The sequence below is a fragment of the Stenotrophomonas sp. CCNWLW57 genome (assembly GCF_037203925.1).
Classification (GTDB): Bacteria; Pseudomonadota; Gammaproteobacteria; order Xanthomonadales; family Xanthomonadaceae; genus Stenotrophomonas; species Stenotrophomonas rhizophila_A.
Map to the genome: position 1 here is coordinate 188412 of NZ_JBBCBJ010000002.1, position 16546 is coordinate 204957.

General features: G+C 67.5%; 15 protein-coding genes and 2 tRNA genes. 15 read left to right on the forward strand and 2 right to left on the reverse strand.

Features of this window, described 5'->3' with window-relative positions; genetic code table 11:
- Nucleotides 1-67 precede the first annotated feature (67 nt).
- The 13 genes from folP (at nt 68) to V9K91_RS05710 (ending at nt 13227) form a co-directional block, all read left to right on the forward strand.
- Nucleotides 68-967 (forward strand): dihydropteroate synthase, encoded by a 900-nt coding sequence (folP, locus tag V9K91_RS05650; protein WP_068850881.1) that lies wholly within the window; start codon nt 68-70, stop codon nt 965-967.
- On the forward strand, nt 967-1920 hold the full coding sequence (miaA, locus tag V9K91_RS05655) for a tRNA (adenosine(37)-N6)-dimethylallyltransferase MiaA (protein ID WP_210132271.1): 954 nt from the start codon (nt 967-969) through the stop codon (nt 1918-1920). Before folP ends, miaA begins: the two co-directional genes overlap by 1 nt.
- A gap of 102 nt (nt 1921-2022) precedes the next feature.
- Nucleotides 2023-2307, forward strand: a complete 285-nt coding sequence (hfq, locus tag V9K91_RS05660; protein WP_068850887.1) for an RNA chaperone Hfq — start codon at nt 2023-2025, stop codon at nt 2305-2307.
- Between the two features lie 23 nt (nt 2308-2330).
- Complete coding sequence (gene hflX, locus V9K91_RS05665; protein ID WP_093534114.1) at nt 2331-3641, forward strand: ribosome rescue GTPase HflX; 1311 nt, start codon at nt 2331-2333, stop codon at nt 3639-3641.
- A gap of 4 nt (nt 3642-3645) precedes the next feature.
- The gene (locus tag V9K91_RS05670) at nt 3646-4140 is read left to right on the forward strand and encodes a nicotinamide-nucleotide amidohydrolase family protein (RefSeq protein ID WP_068850893.1); all 495 of its coding nucleotides are present in this window, start codon (nt 3646-3648) and stop codon (nt 4138-4140) included.
- Between the two features lie 35 nt (nt 4141-4175).
- Nucleotides 4176-5849, forward strand: a complete 1674-nt coding sequence (gene ubiB / locus V9K91_RS05675; RefSeq protein WP_210132272.1) for a 2-polyprenylphenol 6-hydroxylase — start codon at nt 4176-4178, stop codon at nt 5847-5849.
- A gap of 276 nt (nt 5850-6125) precedes the next feature.
- A complete protein-coding gene (gene lexA, locus V9K91_RS05680) occupies nt 6126-6776 on the forward strand; it encodes a transcriptional repressor LexA (RefSeq protein WP_249834059.1) in 651 nt (216 codons plus the stop codon).
- Between the two features lie 202 nt (nt 6777-6978).
- Complete coding sequence (gene recA / locus V9K91_RS05685; protein WP_068850903.1) at nt 6979-8022, forward strand: recombinase RecA; 1044 nt, start codon at nt 6979-6981, stop codon at nt 8020-8022.
- A gap of 111 nt (nt 8023-8133) precedes the next feature.
- Nucleotides 8134-8625 carry a recombination regulator RecX gene (gene recX, locus V9K91_RS05690; protein ID WP_068850905.1) on the forward strand — a complete coding sequence of 164 codons (492 nt, stop codon included), beginning with the start codon at nt 8134-8136 and terminating at the stop codon, nt 8623-8625.
- A gap of 143 nt (nt 8626-8768) precedes the next feature.
- The gene (alaS, locus tag V9K91_RS05695) at nt 8769-11417 is read left to right on the forward strand and encodes an alanine--tRNA ligase (RefSeq protein ID WP_336443784.1); all 2649 of its coding nucleotides are present in this window, start codon (nt 8769-8771) and stop codon (nt 11415-11417) included.
- 141 nt (nt 11418-11558) lie between these two features.
- Nucleotides 11559-11762 carry a carbon storage regulator CsrA gene (gene csrA / locus V9K91_RS05700; RefSeq protein WP_068850911.1) on the forward strand — a complete coding sequence of 68 codons (204 nt, stop codon included), beginning with the start codon at nt 11559-11561 and terminating at the stop codon, nt 11760-11762.
- Between the two features lie 81 nt (nt 11763-11843).
- Nucleotides 11844-11936 (forward strand) — tRNA-Ser (locus tag V9K91_RS05705).
- Between the two features lie 136 nt (nt 11937-12072).
- Complete coding sequence (locus tag V9K91_RS05710) at nt 12073-13227, forward strand: aldo/keto reductase (protein WP_336443785.1); 1155 nt, start codon at nt 12073-12075, stop codon at nt 13225-13227.
- A gap of 55 nt (nt 13228-13282) precedes the next feature.
- Here V9K91_RS05710 and V9K91_RS05715 read toward each other — a convergent pair whose 3' ends face one another.
- The gene (locus V9K91_RS05715) at nt 13283-13984 is read right to left on the reverse strand and encodes a pirin family protein (protein WP_093534124.1); all 702 of its coding nucleotides are present in this window, start codon (nt 13982-13984) and stop codon (nt 13283-13285) included.
- A gap of 141 nt (nt 13985-14125) precedes the next feature.
- On the opposite strand from V9K91_RS05715, the gene V9K91_RS05720 reads away from it, so the two are divergent.
- On the forward strand, nt 14126-15049 hold the full coding sequence (locus tag V9K91_RS05720) for a LysR family transcriptional regulator (protein WP_093534126.1): 924 nt from the start codon (nt 14126-14128) through the stop codon (nt 15047-15049).
- A gap of 111 nt (nt 15050-15160) precedes the next feature.
- Nucleotides 15161-16309, forward strand: coding sequence for an alpha/beta fold hydrolase (locus tag V9K91_RS05725; RefSeq protein WP_249834061.1), 1149 nt, complete (start codon nt 15161-15163; stop codon nt 16307-16309).
- A 53-nt stretch (nt 16310-16362) separates the two neighbouring features.
- On the opposite strand, the gene V9K91_RS05730 is transcribed toward V9K91_RS05725, so the two are convergent.
- A tRNA-Arg gene (locus V9K91_RS05730) sits at nt 16363-16439 on the reverse strand.
- Nucleotides 16440-16546 lie beyond the last annotated feature (107 nt).

Genomic DNA, 16546 nt, shown 5'->3' on the forward strand with positions numbered 1-16546 from the left:
CCGCAGGCCGCGGGTTATCGGAGTACGCCGGCGTAAACTAGGCGCTGGCGTATTTCGTGGAAGGCCCATGTTCGATACTTCTCCCCAGCTGGACTGCGGCGGCCGTGTGTTGCGGCTGGACCGCCCGCGCGTCATGGGCATCGTCAACGTCACCCCGGATTCTTTCTCGGATGGCGGCGCGCACGACAATACCGAAGCGGCGGTCGCGCACGGCTTGCAGCTGGTGGCCGAAGGCGCTGACCTGCTCGACATCGGCGGTGAATCGACCCGCCCCGGGGCCGCACCGGTGCCACTGGAAGAAGAGCTGCGCCGGGTGGTCCCGGTGATCGAACAGCTTGCGCGCCAGACGCAGGTGCCGATCAGCATTGACACCTTCAAGCCGGAGGTGATGCGCGCGGCCGTGGCCGCCGGTGCCGGCATGATCAACGACATCCATGCACTGCGGCAGGACGGGGCCTTGGCCGCCGCCGCCGAACTGGGCGTGCCGGTGGTGCTGATGCACATGCAGGGCGAGCCCGGCAGCATGCAGGACACCCCGCACTACGACGACGTCGTGGCCGAGGTGCACCGCTTCCTGGTCGATCGGATGTTCTCGGCCGAGATGGCCGGCATTGCGAAGAAGAACCTGGTGATCGACCTGGGTTTCGGCTTCGGCAAGACCACCGACCACAACATGATCCTGCTGGCGCGCTCGGCGCGCTTCCTGGAACTGGGCGTGCCGATGCTGGCCGGGCTGTCGCGCAAGCGCAGCATCGGCGAACTGACCGGGCGCGAGGCGCCGCGCGAGCGCGTGGCCGGTTCGGTCGCCGCACACCTGATCGCCGCCCAGCGCGGCGCGACGATCCTGCGCGTGCACGACGTCGCCGCCACCGTGGACGCGCTGAAAGTGTGGGCAGCGGTCGACGCGGTGCCGATGCCGCGGGTGGATGCCGCGCCGGCGATGCCGCGCTGGCCGGACGAGGGCTGATGGGCGCCGACCGGCGCCCGCTGGCGATCGCGGTGATGGGCCCGACCGCGTCGGGCAAGACCGCCACCGCCATCGCACTGGCGCGGCAACTGGACGGAGAGATCGTCAGCGTGGATTCGGCGCTGGTGTATCGCGGGCTGGATATCGGCTCGGCCAAGCCCGATGCCGCCGAGCGCGCGCAGGCGCCACACCACCTGCTCGACCTGCGCGATCCGTGGCAGACCTATTCAGCGGCGGAATTCGCCGTTGATGCCGCCCGCGTGGTGGCCGACATCGTCGCGCGCGGACGCATGCCGATCCTGGCAGGCGGCACCGGGTTGTACTTCCGCGCGCTGCTGCAGGGGCTGTCGCCGATGCCGCCGGCCGACCCGGCTACCCGCGTGGCGATTGGTGCCGAGGCCGCCGAACGCGGATGGCCCGCCCTGCATGCTGAGCTGGCTGGGATAGACCCCGCCGCCGCAGCGCGCATCCATGCGACCGACCCGCAGCGCATCCAGCGGGCGCTGGAGGTGTATCGCCTGACCGGCACGCCGATCAGCGAATGGCAGAAGCTGCCCGGCGTGGATCGGCTGCCGGTGCGCTGCCTGAAGCTGGTGCTGGCCCCGCGCGAGCGTAGCGTGCTGCACCAGCGCATCGAAACCCGGTTCGACAACATGCTCGCCCAGGGTTTCCTGGACGAGGTGCGGGCACTGCGTGCGCTGCCGGAGATGGCGGCGGTGGCCGCGCCGCTGGACCTGCCGGCGGTCCGGGCGGTCGGCTATCGCCAGGCCTGGGAGTTCCTGGACGGGCAGGGCAGTCCCCGCGACTTCCGTGACCGGTCCATTCAGGCCACCCGGCAGCTGGCCAAGCGCCAGTTGACCTGGCTGCGCGGCGAGCTTGATGCACGCTGGTTCGATCCCCATATCGACGGGGATTCCCTGGCAGATGCCGTAGCGGCCTTTGTTGCCCGTTGAGCCACAGCGCCTTGCCCTTGGCCCGTGTACCATCGGGGGTTCCGGTGGCGGGGGGCGTGGCAGTTGCCGGAAGACCATAAAAACAATAATGAGGAGTGTGCAATGTCCAAGGGGCAATCGCTGCAGGATCCGTTTCTGAATGCACTTCGGCGCGAACGCGTGCCGGTGTCGGTGTATCTGGTCAATGGCATCAAATTGCAGGGAACGATCGAATCGTTCGACCAGTTCGTTGTCCTGCTGCGCAATACGGTCAGCCAGATGGTGTACAAGCACGCCATTTCGACCGTGGTGCCGGCACGCAATGTCCGGGTGGGCCCCGGTGGTGGCTATGTGCAGTCCAATGAAGGTGGCGCCGACGGCGCCCAGGAAGAAGACGACGTTGAATGAAGTAAGCAACTGCGGAGACGCGCGTGTTTGACCGTTCCAAGCGAGGCGAACACGCGCTCCTGATCCAGCCGCATTCCGGCCGGCTGGAGGAAGATGTGCTGGAAGAATTCACCGATCTGGCCCGCTCTGCCGGGGCCAGCATCGCCGCCACCTTGACCGCGCGCATCGACCGGCCCAACCCGTCGATCCTGATCGGCTCGGGCAAGCTGGACGAGATCAAGGCGGCCGCCGAGGCCACCGGCGCCGACCTGGTGCTGGTCAACCATGCGCTCTCGCCCTCGCAGGAGCGCAACCTGGAGCGCTTTCTGGAGCGCCGGGTGATCGACCGCACCGGCCTGATCCTGGACATCTTCGCCCAGCGTGCGCACAGCCACGAAGGCAAGCTGCAGGTGGAGCTGGCGCAGCTGCGCCACATGTCCACCCGGCTGGTCCGTGGCTGGACCCACCTGGAGCGCCAGCGCGGCGGTGCCATCGGCCTGCGCGGTCCGGGTGAAACCCAGCTCGAAACCGACCGCCGCCTGCTGCAGAAGCGGGTGGAACAGCTGCAGAAGCGGCTGGAAAAGGTCGAAGTGCAGCGCACCCAGATGCGCCGTGCCCGCGTGCGCAGCGAACTGCCGCGCGTGGCGCTGGTGGGCTATACCAATGCCGGCAAGTCGACGCTGTTCAATGCGCTGACGGGTGCGGAGGCGTACGCCGCCGACAAGCTGTTCGCCACCCTGGACCCGACCGTGCGCCGCATCGCGGTGCCGGGCGGCAACGTGGTGCTGGCCGATACCGTGGGCTTCGTCCGCGACCTGCCGCACGAACTGGTGGCCGCGTTCCGCGCGACCCTGAGCGAAGCGCGCGAGGCCGACTTCCTGCTGCACGTGGTCGATGCGGCCGATCCGCACCGTGAGGAGCGCATCGCGCAGGTCGACGAAGTGCTCAACGAAGTGGGTGCGGGCGAACTGCCGCAGCTGCTGGTGTTCAACAAGATCGACCGCATCGAAGGCAGCGAGGTCCGCCACGACGCCCAGGACGGCATTCCCGATACCGCACGCCGTGAACGCGTCTGGATCTCGGCCCGCGATGGGCTGGGCCTGGACCTGCTGCAATCGGTGCTGGGCAAGCGCCTGGGCCTGCAGCACGTCAGTGGCGACCTGCGCCTGCCGCCGACCGCCGGTCGCCTGCGTTCGCGCCTGCACCAGCTGGAAGTGGTGCGCGGCGAACGCAGCGACGAGGACGGCTGGCTGCTGCAGGTCGAGATCCCGATCGCCGAAGCGGAGAAACTGGCTGCCGCCGACGACGGCGCCCCGATCCGCGCACTGCTTCCGGAAAAACTGCCCGAATGGTGAGTCCGTGACTGTCCCCACCGATGCCGAACTCGGCGACCTGGCCCGTGACGTCGGCCAGCAGCTGCAAGCGGCTGCGCTGCAGCTGGTCACTGCCGAAAGCTGCAGCGGCGGCTGGATCGCCAAGGCGATGACCGACATCGCCGGCTCGTCGGCGTTCTTCGACTGCGGCATGGTGGTGTACAGCTACGAGGCCAAGCAGCGTCTGCTGGGCGTGCGCGCGCAGACCCTGGAGCAGTTCGGGGCGGTCAGCCGCGAAACGGTGCTGGAAATGGTGTCCGGCGCGCTGGTCAATTCCGGTGCCGGCATGGCCGTGGCCGTGACCGGCATCGCCGGCCCCGGTGGCGGCAGCCCGGACAAGCCGGTGGGCAGCGTCTGGATCGGCTGGAAGCAGCGCGGTGGCTATGCCCGCGCGCAGCTGTTCCAGTTCGAGGGCGACCGCGAAGCCATCCGCCGGCAGACCGTGCAGCAGGCGCTGACGGGAATTTTCCCGGCGCTGTGACATCCTGAGCCCTGCTGTCGAACGAGGGTGCACCGATGTGGGAAACGCTGGGAACCGTCCGTGATCTGGGGCGTCTGCAGGAAATCGCCTCGGTCCTGATCCGCTATGGCTTCGGCGACCTGGTGCGCCGCATCGGCCTGGCCGACGTGCTGGAACGTGCCGGCCGCCTGCTGCACTGGAACGATACCCAGCAGATCCTGCGCATGACCGCCCCGGTGCGGGTGCGCCGGGCGATGGAAGAACTCGGCCCTACCTTCGTCAAACTCGGCCAGGTGCTGGCCACCCGCGTGGACCTGTTCCCGCCGGACTGGATCGCCGAATTCTCCGAGTTGCAGAACGCGGTGCCGGCGTTGCCGTATGCGCAGGTCCGCGAGCAGCTGGAAGCCGACCTGGGCGCGCCGGCTACCGAGGTGTTCGCCTGGCTCGATGAAACCCCGTTGGCGGCGGCCTCGCTGGCCCAGGCGCACCGGGCCACGCTGCACGATGGCAGCGAGGTGGTGCTGAAGATCCGCCGCCCCGGCATCCGCGAGGTGATCGAAGCCGACCTGCGCCTGCTCGCGCGGCTGGCCGAAATCGTCGAAGCGCGCCTGCCGGACATGCGCCGCTACCGGCCGGCCGAGGTGGTCCAGCAGTTCCAGGTGTCGCTCCGGCGCGAGCTGGATTTCGCCGCCGAGTGCCGCAATGCCGAGCGCATCGCGCGCAACTTCGCCGGGCGCAACGACATCCTGATTCCCAAGGTGCACTGGCAGTGGACCTGCGAGAGCCTCAACGTGCAGGACTTCGTGGACGGCATCCCCGGCCGCGACCTCGCCGGCGTGGATGCGGCCGGGCTCGACCGGGTCCGGCTGGCCCGCACCGGCGGCCGCATCGTGCTCAAGATGGTGCTCGAGGACGGCTGCTTCCACGCCGATCCGCACCCGGGCAACATCATTTACCTGCGCGATGGCCGGATCGGCGTGATCGACTTCGGCATGGTCGGGGCGATCTCCGAGCAGCGCCGCTTCCAGGTCGCGCAGCTGCTGCACGGGCTGGTCAGCCAGGAGCCGGAGTCGGTCACCGACGTGCTGCTGGACTGGTCCGGTGGCGTGGACGTGGACGAATCGCGGCTGCAGCAGGACATCAGTACCTTCGTCGACCAGTACCGGGGCGTGCCGCTGAAGGACCTGCACATGGGCCTGATGCTGGGCAACATCACCCAGCTGCTGCGCCAGTACGCGCTGACCCTGCCGGCCGACCTGGCGCTGATGATCAAGACGTTCCTGACGCTGGAAGGCATGGGCCGCCAGCTCGACCCGCAGTTCGACATGGCCACCGCCGCGCGCCCGTTCCTGGAGCGGGTGATGTGGCAACGGTTCGCGCCGTCGGCCCTGCTCAAGCGCGGCAAGCGCAGCGTGGCCGGCCTGCTGGACCTGGCCGGTGACCTGCCGCGCGATGTGCGCCAGCTGGTGCAGATGGCGCGGCGGGGGCGTTTGCAGTTGAAGGTGGAGACGACTGCGCTGCAGGGCTTCGGCGAGCAGGTCAACCGGGCGGCGAACCGGCTGGTGGTGGGGATCGTCACCGCTGCGTTGATCATTGGGTCGTCGATCGTGATGCACAGCGTGGGTGGGCTGTCGAGCCGCTGGCTGCTGGCGCTGGGCGTGGCCGGATTCGTGGGGGCGGGGTTCTGCGGGGTGTGGATACTGGTGTCGATCTGGCGGTCGGGGCGGTAACGGGCGGGCGGTAGAGCCGACCGTTGGTCGGCTGCTCTTCGGACGGCGTCATGACACCTGACCGGCGGCTTCGGCACCGCTAAACGTTGGACGGATGGCCGGAAGAGGGGCGGGTGCGGCTTCGGACACCCGGCCGCGCTGCGCGCGGTTGCCGACTGACAGTCGGCACTACGAAGTGCTACGGGCCTCCGTTGGGATCTGGATACGGTGGGTTCTGCTTCGCTTTTTCGTCCGGAGCCTTGAAACTTTCGGGCGTTAGTAGTATTACTACTAACCATGGACCTTACCGATACCCAGCAGGCGATCCTGCAGTTGATCGCCGAGCGCATCGAGACCGACGGCGCGCCGCCGTCGCAGACGGAAATCGCCCGTGCGTTCGGCTTCAAGGGCGTGCGGGCCGCGCAGTACCACCTGGAAGCGCTGGAACAGGCCGGGGCGATCCGTCGCATTCCCGGCCAGGCCCGCGGCATCCGGCTGGTGCAGGTGCCGCCGCTGCAGGACGGGCTGCCCGCCTCGCTGCCGGCCGCTGCGCTGCCCGACCACGTGCTGCGCCTGCCGGTGCTGGGGCGGGTCGCGGCCGGCCTGCCGATCGGGGCGGACATCGGCTCGGATGATTTCGTGGTGCTGGACCGGGTGTTCTTCTCGCCCGCGCCGGACTACCTGCTCAAGGTCCAGGGCGACTCGATGATCGACGAAGGCATCTTTGACGGCGACCTCATCGGCGTGCACCGTACCCGCGATGCCCGCTCGGGCCAGATCGTGGTGGCGCGCATTGATGACGAGATCACCGTCAAGCTGCTGAAGATGGGCAAGGACCGGATCCGGCTGCTGCCGCGCAACCCCGATTACAAGCCGATCGAAGTGCTGCCCGACCAGGACTTCGCGATTGAAGGCCTCTATTGCGGGCTGCTGCGCCCGAACCGCTGATCCCTTCAACGCACGACATGCACGGTCTTTTGTGGCGATTCTCTGGTTTGGCTGAGGTTGGTACGGATGTCCGATAATTTTTTTCCGAACGCCGGGCAGAATCTCAGCCTGTGCGATACGCCAACCTTAAAGTGACCCCGTGGCCAAGAAGACCTCCAAAGACAACACCTCCAACGACATGACCTCTGCAAGGACCAATCCGATGGACGAGAACAAAAAGCGTGCCCTGACCGCCGCCCTGAGCCAGATCGAAAAGCAGTTCGGCAAGGGCTCCGTCATGCGCATGGGCGACCGTGTCATCGAGGCCGTCGAGGTCATCCCGACCGGTTCGCTGATGCTGGACATCGCGCTCGGCATCGGCGGCCTGCCGAAGGGCCGTGTCGTGGAGATCTATGGTCCGGAGTCCTCGGGCAAGACCACCCTGACCCTGCAGGCCATTGCCGAATGCCAGAAGAAGGGCGGTACCGCCGCCTTCATCGACGCCGAGCACGCCCTCGACCCGATCTACGCCGCCAAGCTGGGCGTGAACGTGGACGACCTGCTGCTGTCCCAGCCGGATACCGGTGAGCAGGCGCTGGAAATTGCCGACATGCTGGTCCGTTCCGGCTCGGTGGACATCGTGGTGGTCGACTCGGTCGCCGCGCTGACCCCGAAGGCCGAAATCGAAGGCGAAATGGGCGACCAGCTGCCGGGCCTGCAGGCCCGCCTGATGAGCCAGGCGCTGCGCAAGCTGACCGGCAACATCAAGCGCTCCAACACGCTGGTGGTCTTCATCAACCAGCTGCGCATGAAGATCGGCGTGATGATGCCGGGCCAGAGCCCGGAAGTGACCACCGGCGGCAACGCGTTGAAGTTCTACGCCTCGGTGCGCCTGGACATCCGCCGCATCGGCGCGATCAAGAAGGGCGACGAGATCATCGGCAACCAGACCAAGATCAAGGTCGTCAAGAACAAGCTGGCGCCCCCGTTCAAGCAGGTCATCACCGAAATCCTGTATGGCGAAGGCATCAGCCGCGAAGGCGAGCTGATCGACATGGGCGTGGAAGCCAAGCTGGTCGAGAAGGCCGGTGCCTGGTACAGCTACGGCGAAGAGCGCATCGGCCAGGGCAAGGACAACGCCCGCGGTTACCTGCGCGACAACCCGCAGGTGGCCCAGCGCCTGGAAGCCGAGCTGCGCGAGAAGTTCCAGCCGGCCGAGGCTGCCCGCGAGAGCGGTGACAGCGACGGTGATGACGACGCCGAGTAAGTTTCCTGCGGGGCAGGGCAGCGCCGTCAGTGACGCTTGCCCTGTCCCGGGGGGTTCAACCTTCCCCCGACGGGGGGAGCGCCACGGACGGCGCATTTCATCGAGGTGCCCATGCACGACCCAGACGCCCCGGCACCCGGCCGCAAGCGCCGCGTCCGTGAACAGACCCCGGTCCAACGCGCGCTTGGCCTGCTGGTACGCCGTGAGCATTCGCGCAAGGAATTGACCCGCAAGCTCACTGCCCGCGGCATCGAAAGCGACGCCGCTACTGCCGCCGTGGACAAGCTCACCGAGGCCGGCTGGCAGGATGACACCCGCTTTGCCGAGAACCTGGTCCGCATCCGTGCGAACACAGGCTATGGCCCCCTCCACATCCGCGCCGAACTGGGCACCCATGGGCTGGACAGCGAGCAGGTCGCCGCCGCCATGGACACCTTCGAAGGCGACTGGACAGAGAACGCCCGGGACCTGGTCTGCCGCCGCTTTGGCGAGGCCGGCCCCCAGGAGCTGCCCCAGCGCCGCAAAGCCGCGGATCTGCTGGCCCGCCGCGGGTTCGATGGCGACACCATCCGCCGTGCCACCCGCTACGACCCGGATGACTGAAGGGCGCGCAGCGCGCCCGTCACCCGGACGTGTCCCGGGGGCCCGGGCCTGATACCCTTTGTGGTTTCGGCGGTCCTGCTCTCGACACCCGGCCATTGGGGCTGTGTGCGAAGGACCGGCCGGCCCGCATGAAGCCAGCCCCCATGAACGCACCCGTCAAATTCACTACCTCCCAGATCCGCAGCGATTTCCTTGAGTTCTTCAAGGGCAAGGGCCACACCATCGTGCCGTCGGCACCGCTGGTGCCGGGCAATGATCCGACCCTGTTGTTCACCAACTCCGGCATGGTGCAGTTCAAGGACGTGTTCCTTGGCGCCGAAAAGCGCAGCTACGTGCGCGCGGCGGACGTGCAGCGCTGCCTGCGGGCCGGCGGCAAGCACAACGACCTGGACCAGGTCGGCTACACCGCGCGCCACCACACCTTCTTCGAAATGCTGGGCAACTGGTCGTTCGGCGACTACTTCAAGAAGGACGCCATTGCCTGGGCCTGGGAGCTGTTGACCCAGGTCTGGAAGCTGCCGGCCGACCGCCTGCTGGTCACCGTCTACCAGACCGATGACGAGGCCTACGCGCTGTGGCGCGACATGGTCGGCATTCCGGAAGAACGCATCGTGCGCATCGGCGACAACAAGGGCGCGCCGTTTGCCTCGGACAACTTCTGGCAGATGGCCGATACCGGTCCGTGCGGCCCGTGCACCGAAATCTTCTACGACCATGGCGACCATATCGCCGGTGGCCCGCCGGGTTCGCCGGATGAAGACGGCGACCGTTACATCGAAATCTGGAACCTGGTGTTCATGCAGTTCGATCGCCAGCCGGACGGCACCCTGGTGCCGCTGCCGGCGCCGTGCGTGGACACCGGCATGGGCCTGGAACGCCTGGCCGCGATCCTGCAGCACGTGCACACCAACTATGAGATCGACCTGTTCCAGGCGCTGATCCGCAAGGCCAGCGAACTGACCGGCATGGCCGACCTGGAGAACAAGTCGCTGCGCGTGATCGCCGATCACATCCGTGCCTGTTCGTTCCTGATCGTCGACGGCGTGCTGCCGTCCAACGAAGGCCGCGGCTACGTGCTGCGCCGGATCATCCGCCGCGCCCTGCGCCATGGCTGGATGCTGGGCGTGCGCCAGCCGTTCTTCAGCAAGCTGGTGCCCACCCTGGTCGAGCAGATGGGCGAGGCCTACGCGGAACTGCCTGCACAGGCCGATACCGTGGTGCGTGCGCTGCAGGCCGAGGAAGAGCGTTTCGCGCAGACGCTCGATTCGGGCATGAAGATCTTCGACGACGTCGCCGCGCAGGTGACCAATGGCGTCATTCCGGGCGCGGATGCCTTCCGCCTCTATGACACCTACGGCTTCCCACTCGACCTGACCCAGGACATCGCGCGCGAGCGCGACCTGACCGTGGACATCGACGGTTTCAATGCGGCAATGGAGAAGCAGCGTGAGGACGGCCGCAAGGGCGGCAAGTTCGGTGGCGGCGTGACGCTGTCGGCCGAGCTGGTCGCCACGCTCAAGCCCACCACGTTCCTGGGTTACGACCGCCTGCAGGCCGACGGCCTGACCGTGGTGGCCCTGCTCAAGGACGGGCGCCCGGTGGACGCGGTGCAGGCCGGCGACGAGGTCATCGTGCTGACCGACCAGACCCCGTTCTATGCCGAATCGGGTGGCCAGGTGGGCGACACCGGCAGCCTGGCCGGCAACGACGTGCAGCTGCAGATCACCGATACGCAGAAGTTCGCGGGCCAGTTCCACGGCCACGTCGGCACCGTCACCCAGGGCAGCCTGAAGGTGGGCGATGTGCTGGGCGGCGTTGTGGACGACCAGCGCCGCGGCGCCACCATCCTCAACCACTCGGCCACCCACCTGCTGCACGCCGCACTGCGTGAAGTGCTGGGCACCCACGTGCAGCAGAAGGGCTCGCTGGTGGCACCGGACCGCCTGCGCTTCGACTTCTCGCACTTCCAGCCGATCAGTGCCGCGGACCTTGCCGTGATCGAGCGCAAGGTCAACGAGCAGGTACGCGCCAACAATGCGGCCGAAGTGCACAACATGGGCATGCAGGAAGCGCTGGATTTCGGCGCGATGGCACTGTTCGGCGAGAAGTACGGCGAAAACGTGCGCGTGCTGAAGATGGGCAATTACTCCACTGAACTGTGTGGTGGCACGCACGTAACGCGCACCGGCGACATCGGCCTGTTCAAGATCACCTCCGAAGGCGGCGTGTCTTCGGGCGTGCGCCGTATCGAGGCGGTGACCGGGCAGGGCGCGCTGGACTACGTGGCCCACGAAGAAGCCCAACTGGCCGAAGCGGCCGCGCTGCTCGGCGGCAATGCGGGCGAAGTGGTCGACAAGATCCGCCAGCTTGGCGAGCGCCAGAAGAAGCTGGAACGCGAACTGGAGGCCATGAAGGCCAAGCAGGCGGCGGGCGCGACCGCCGACCTGGGCGCTGGCGCAGTTGAGGTCAAAGGCGTCAAGGTGCTGGCCGCGCGCCTGGAAGGTTTCGATGCCAAGGCACTGCGCGAAGCGATCGATCGCCTCAAGCAGCAGCTGGGCGATGCGGTGATCGTGCTGGCCGGCACGCAGGACGGCAAGGCGGCCCTGGTCGCCGGCGTGAACGGCAGTGCAACGGGCAAGGTAAAGGCCGGGGAACTGTTGTCCCACATCGCCAGTCAGATCGGGGGCAAGGGCGGCGGCCGCCCGGACCTCGCCCAGGGTGGTGGCGAGGACGGGCCCGCCCTTGCTTCTGCACTGGCTGCCGTCGTCGACTGGGTCACCCCTCGTATCTGAACGCCTGAATCCTCCTGCTCCTTGATGGCGCAGGAGGGCTGACGGTACTATGGCTAATCTTTTCCCTTTGTCGTGTGGCGTTCCTTGGCTGGGCGCCGAGCCGGTCGGGAAAATCCACCGGTTCCCTGGAGACTTGCAAAAATGTTGATCCTGACTCGCCGTGTTGGCGAAACCCTGATGATCGGTAACGACGTCAGCGTCACCGTGCTCGGCGTCAAGGGCAATCAGGTGCGTATTGGCATCACCGCCCCGAAGGACGTGGCCGTGCACCGCGAAGAGATTTACCAGCGCATCCAGCGAGGCGACGAGCCGAATGCATCGGGAAGTGAAAATTCTTCCGATTAAGGCTTTACCTCGGGGTGTGAAAAACGTTATTCTTCGCGCCCCCGCTGAGAAGAAACATCGAAGCGGCGGAACCAGAATACTGGAGCGGTGCCCGAGTGGCTGAAGGGGCTCCCCTGCTAAGGGAGTATACGGCCAAAAACTGTATCGAGGGTTCGAATCCCTCCCGCTCCGCCAGTTGTAGAAAAGGCCTTCGTACGCAAGTACGAAGGCCTTTTTCTTTGTGCGCTGTTGCCGCAGCGTTGACGTGTTGCCCGCACGCCGTGCACTGGCATTCTGCGAGGGTGGTTGCTCCCCCGCACCCGGAGTCGCCGTGAACGCACGTCGCCACTTCCTTTCCGCCGCCGCTGCCGGTACCGCCGCATTGGCCAGTTCACCGTTGCTGGCGCAGTCCAGCGCCGCCGCGCCCGGCAGCGTGCTGCCAACACGTGGCCGCAGCGCCGCGCAGCCGCTGGCCACCCACGCCGCCGCCAAGGGCGAGCGCTTTCGGCCGCGCACGCGCCTCGGGCTGGGCGGGGTGGCCATCGGCAACGGCTTTGCCCCGGCCACCGACGCGCAAAGCGAACAGACCCTGGCCGCAGCCTACGCCGCAGGCGTGCGCTACTTCGACACGTCGCCCTGGTATGGCCTGGGCCTGAGCGAACGACGGATGGGGCATCACCTGCACAACCACCCGGTGGGTGAGTACACGCTGTCGACCAAGGTCGGCCGACTGCTGACCGCCACCGCTGGCGAGCTGCAGGACACCATGTGGAAAGACCCGTCGCCGTTCCACTACCGCTATGACTATTCCGCCGACGGCGTTCGTCGTTCGGTGGAAGACAGCCTCAACCGGCTGGGGGTCGCGCAGCTGGATGTGGTCTTCATCCACGACCTGTCGCCGGATAACGAGAAGGACCTTGGCATGCCGTGGGAGCAGCGCTTCGCCGAGGCGGCCAAGGGCGCGATGCCCGCGCTGACCCGGATGCGCGAGGAGGGTCTGATCAAGGGATGGGGATTTGGCGTGAACCGCCCGGAGCCGGCGCTGCGCGCGATCCAGGAAGCCGATCCGGATATCTTCCTGCTCGCCTGCCAGTACTCGCTGCTCGACCACGAGCAGGCGTTGCACGACACCTTCCCGGCCATCGCCCGGCACGGTGCGTCGGTGGTGGTGGGGGCGCCGCTGCTCGCCGGCTACCTGGCCGGCCGCGATCGGTACCTCTACGACGGCAAGGTGCCCGAGTGGGCGCCGAAGAAGCGTGCGGCCGTGCAGGCCATCTGCGACCGCCACGGCGTCGATCTGCGCACCGTGGCGTTGCAGTTCGCGGATGCGCCAGAGGTCGTGTCCGCGGTGATTCCGGGTGCACGCACGCCCGGACAGGTGCAGGCCAACGTGGCGTCCATGTCGGTGGCCATCCCGTCCGCGCTCTGGGCGGAGTTGAAGCAGGCGAAGCTGATTGCCGACGACGCCCCGGTGCCCGGGTCCTGAGCCCAGACATGACAACGCCCCGATCAGCTCGGGGCGTTGGTGAGGGCCGCTGCGGTTACAGCGGCAGGTCGAACACCAGCACTTCGGCGTCGCTGGCATTTTCCAGGGTCACCTGCGCTTCGTCGGTGATCTGCAGCGCGTCGCCGGTGTCCAGGGTGATGCCGTTGACCTGCAGCTGGCCGCGGGCAACCTGCACATAGGCGCCACGGCGCGGGGCCAGGGCCAGGTGGGCGCGCTCGTCGCCGTCCAGGATCGTGGCGTAGATGTTGGCGTCCTGGTGGATCAGCAGCGAACCGTCACGGCCATCCTTCGAGGCGATCAGGCGCAACTGGCCGCGCTTGGCGTCCGGGGCGAAATGCGTTTCCTGGTAGCTCGGGGCGATGTTCTCGGTATCCGGGAACAGCCAGATCTGCAGGAAATGCACGGTCTCGTCGGCCGAGTGGTTGAACTCGCTGTGGCTGACCCCGCTGCCGGCACTCATGCGCTGCACGTCGCCGTAACGCAGCACCGAGCCGGTGCCCATCGAGTCCTTGTGCTCCAGCGCGCCGCCCAGCACGTAGGAGATGATCTCCATGTTGCTGTGGCTGTGGGTGCCGAAGCCCTGGCCGCCGATCACCTTGTCTTCGTTGATCACGCGCAGCGGGCCGAAGCTGGTGTAGCGCGCGTCGTAGTAACCGGCGAAGGAGAAGGTGTGCTGGGAGTTCAGCCAGCCATGGTTGGCCTGGCCACGGGTGGCGCTCTTGCGGATCTGCAGCATGGTGGTTCTCCTCGGGTGTTCGATGGTTTCGATGGCGGTCCGGGGCGGTGTGTGCTGCCCCTTTCCTGTTGGCGCCAGTATCCGCTTGCGCCTGCCGCTTGAAAAACGGATAGTTTTGCAAGCCATCATCGAAAAATTCGAATGCTCAAGCTCAGCCTCGACGCCCTGCAGATCCTGGATGCCATCGACCGCCGTGGCTCGTTCGCCTCGGCCGGCAAGGAGCTGCACAAGGTGCCTTCGACCATCTCCTACACCGTCTCCAAGCTGGAGCAGGACCTGGGGGTGCAGCTGTTCGACCGGATTGGCCCGCGCGCACATTTGACCGAGGCCGGGGTCGCGCTGCTGGACGAGGGCCGGCACCTGCTGCGCGCCGCCCGCGAGCTTGAGATGCGGGTACGGCGGGTGGCTTCCGGCTGGGAGGCCGAGCTGACCGTGGCGGTGGATTCGCTGTTCCAGCCGGCGCTGCTGGCCGAGGATGTGCGCGCCTTCAGCACGGTCGCCGAGCAGACCCGGATCCGCCTGATCAGCGAAGCCCTGTCGGGTACATGGGAGGCGCTGCTGGACCGGCGTGCGGATCTACTGGTCGGCGCAGCCGGGGAGGGCCCCAGTGGCGGTGGCTACGTGGTGGAGCCGCTGGGCGTGGTGCGGTTCGTGTTCGCGGTGGCGCCGGGACACCCGCTGGCGGCGCTGCCGGAACCACTCGGGCGGGAACAGCTGGCCGGGCACTGCGCCATTGCGGTGGCCGATTCCGCGCGCCGGCTGCTGCCGCGCACGGTCGGGCTGCTGATGGGGCAGGAGACGGTGACCGTGCCCGATACGGTCAGCAAGTTCCGCCTGCAGTGCGCGGGGCTGGGCTTCGGTTTCCTGCCCGAACCCTATGTGCAGGCCGCGGTGGCGCAGGGCCGGCTGGTGGTGCGGCAGGTGGAGGAGCCCAAGCCGGACGAGACCTTCTGGCTGGCCTGGCGCACCGGGGAGGAAGGCGCGGCGCTGCGCTGGTGGCGCGAGCGGATGCGCCAGCCGGGGTTGATGGAGGGGTGGTGGGGGCAGATGTCGGCATGGCTGTGACCGCCGATGGCTGAACCCCGGCTGGGGTGTCACGATTTGGTCATCTGGTTGCGGTAGAGCGCCCAGCGCGCCGTCGCTACGCTGCGCGGCTCAATGTGAACTCCTGTGCCCATGAAACGCCTGCTGCTGCTCGCGCTGGCCGGGGCCGGCCTGTGGCTGGCCGCGTGCTCATCGCTCACCTCATCCGCTGCCTCCACCTCGCTCAGCGACCGGCTGGTCGCGCCCGGAGGCGTTTCCACGCTGCTCGATACCGCGCGCATCGCCGAAGCGGTGGACGCGGTCCCCAACCGCCATGGGTTCGTGACGGGCCGCGCCGGGGTGCCGCTGTTCTGGCGCGCCTTCGATCCGGGCCGCTACGGGCTGCGCTATCACTACCTGGCGCAGCAGCATGACAACGGCGAGCCCCTGAACACCGGGCTGCAGCTGGCCCTGCCGCAGCCGTTCCAGCCGCAGGCGCCGCGTGGCACCGTGGTGCTGCTGCACGGCTGGATGATGAACGGCGATTCGATGCTGCCGTGGTCGCTGCAGTTGGCCGAATCCGGCTACCGGGTGGTGACCATCGACCTGCGCAACCATGGCCATTCCGGTGCCGGGCCGTCGGGCTATGGGACGTTCGAATCCGATGACGTGATCGATGTGATCGACGCGCTGCAGCGCCGTGGGGAGGTGGTCGGGCCGCTGTACCTGTTCGGCGTGTCCTACGGCGCTGCAACCGCGCTGTTCACGGCGGACAAGCTCGGCGATCGGGTCACCGGCGTGGTGGCGATGGAATCGTTCGCCAACGCCGGCGAGGCGATCCGCAGCATGATCCCGCACCTGATGTCGCTGCAGCCCACCGCATGGAAGGCGCAGGCGATGGCCGCGTATGGTCGCTGGCGCTACGGCGGACAGGACATCAATGCGGTGATCGCCGCTGCGAGCCAGCGCCTGGACCTGGATCTGGACACGGTGGACGTGACCCGTGCGCTGGCCGATACGCGCGCCTGCGTGCTGCTGCTGCACGGCCAGGATGACGCACACGTGCGGGTGGACCAGGGGCGTGCGCTGGCCGCCGCCAGCCCGCGCGTGCATTACATCGAGATGCGTGGCGAAGACCACATCACCCTGCCACTTCGGCTGGACCTGCTCGGCGGCGTGGTCGATGACTGGCTGGCGCATGACGAGCATGCCGGTGGCCGCTGCCCGGCGCCGGAGATCCCGCGCGAAGCGGACCAGATGGCCATGTCGGCGGTACGTGCCGGCGACCCGATCCGGTCATGAACGCGCACACGAAAAAGGCAGCCCGTGGCTGCCTTTTTTCGTCATCGATGCAATGGTGCGCCCGGAGAGATTCGAACTCCCGACCGCCTGGTTCGTAGCCAGGTACTCTATCCAACTGAGCTACGGGCGCGCTTGCATTGTCTGGTTGTTGCCGCGATGTAATGGTGCGCCCGGAGAGATTCGAACTCCCGACCGCCTGGTTCGTAGCCAGGTACTCTATCCAACTGAGCTACGGGC